The 1,382-nt window shown below is 53.6% G+C and carries 3 protein-coding genes; all 3 read left to right on the forward strand.

Going from position 1 to position 1,382, the window contains the following annotated elements; all coding sequences use genetic code 11:
- Window positions 1–453, forward strand: a 453-nt coding sequence (locus CAI21_RS22705) for a hypothetical protein (RefSeq protein WP_220349082.1), incomplete at its 5' end; no start/stop codon positions are given.
- The gene (locus tag CAI21_RS22710; protein WP_116304384.1) at window positions 446–1,120 is read left to right on the forward strand and encodes a hypothetical protein; all 675 of its coding nucleotides are present in this window, start codon (window positions 446–448) and stop codon (window positions 1,118–1,120) included. The genes CAI21_RS22705 and CAI21_RS22710, both read left to right, overlap by 8 nt.
- Window positions 1,121–1,123: 3 nt before the next feature.
- Window positions 1,124–1,382, forward strand: a 259-nt coding sequence (locus tag CAI21_RS22715) for a hypothetical protein (protein ID WP_147305241.1), incomplete at its 3' end; no start/stop codon positions are given.

The following is a 1,382-nucleotide window of genomic DNA, read 5'->3' on the forward strand; positions in this document are numbered from 1 at the left end:
CCGCTTTGCTCCATGCTGTCACGCATGGGCCGGAAAGAGAATGCCGGGTTACAACTCGTTAGTCAGGGCATCACGGAAATGGATGTGCTGGAGCAGGAAATTATTGATCAGATGCCCCTGCGTAATTTCCTCTATCGACAAGCAGGGCATGCGGCTATAGCCGATCGCGTGAAAATGCCCTCTGGTCCGCGGGCGGTTTGGGAAGATATGCCTAACCCCTTGGGCCTGCCGTGGCGGCCTGCGATTCGCAGCGTCGGCGATCGCTACTACAACTTGCATCTGAGCTTTCCGCAGATGTTGCTTGATACCGCCAACACGGATCCGTCCATCCTCGATCTTAAAGAAGATATTTCCCGGCGCTCGAATGACTTTTTCGAGCGGTTGCGGCTGTTTCGAACAGCCCTTGAGTCAAATACCCCTGCTTTAAACCCGATGGAGGCCCGCCATGCGTAATCGGTTTATTCCTGTCGTTTTCCTATCCGCCTTGGTTTTTGCGCCTCCGGCGTCTGCCCTAACCGGCGGCGTGTCTAATGCGCGGATTATCGTAGAGTTGAAAGCGGTTTATGAACAGTTGGTTGAAGTGGTTAATCATGCGCAGATACAAAGTGACGAGCTTAAGACTCTCAACACTGCGTACCATGATGCCCTGACGACTTATGACACGATCCAAGACCTTCGTACCTTTAATCTCGCGGACCGCTTGCAGCGTGATTTCGGCAACATTACGCAGCTTCATAATATGGAAGGTATGTCGCTTGAGCAGCGCTTACGCGTTATTCAACGCGAAATGGACCGGCGTATTGCAGCGGCGGAACGAGACGGCGATGAAGAGGCGGCCGCCCGTTATAGAGAGCAGAAACGCCTTTCTGAAATGTACGAAACTGTTGCTGACCTAGAGCAGCGCCAGTACGAGATTCTGCAAGAAGCCTCCGGCGATATCGGTATGAAGGATGCTGCACGGTTGCAAACCCAGTCTGCCGCTATATCGGCGGCGTCTGCGGCCGCTACTGAGCGTGATCGGTTGCGGCGCGAAATAGCGCTTTTGGAGGGTACTGCTAGTCAGCAACAGATAGAAGATAGCCACCCTGAGGTTATGGAGCGGTTAGGGCGGGGTTGGTAGGGGATGGATATTCTACTGGACTTTGTCGATGCCCTATCGTCTGAGGGTATCCATGAACACGGGCGCTGGGTGTCTACGGTCATCGGGGCGACCGTTACCCCGGTTTTGCTTACGGTTGCTGTGGCTATCCGCCTGTTCACAGGGCAGCTCGATGTGTTATCCGGCTCCCAGGGGAAATGGGTTGTTGCTGTTCGCGACATGCTGATATGGACGAGCGTTTTAGCTCTGTATTTTCTGCTTATACAGATTCTGCTGTCATTTT

Origin of the sequence: Alkalilimnicola ehrlichii (genome assembly GCF_003399765.1) — a bacterium.
Lineage (GTDB): Bacteria > Pseudomonadota > Gammaproteobacteria > Nitrococcales > AK92 > AK92.

Bases quoted from the DNA above. Each gene is read 5' to 3' on its own strand.
- CAI21_RS22710 (WP_116304384.1), top strand. From the start codon at position 446: ATGCGTAATCGGTTTATTCCTGTCGTTTTCCTATCCGCCTTGGTTTTT.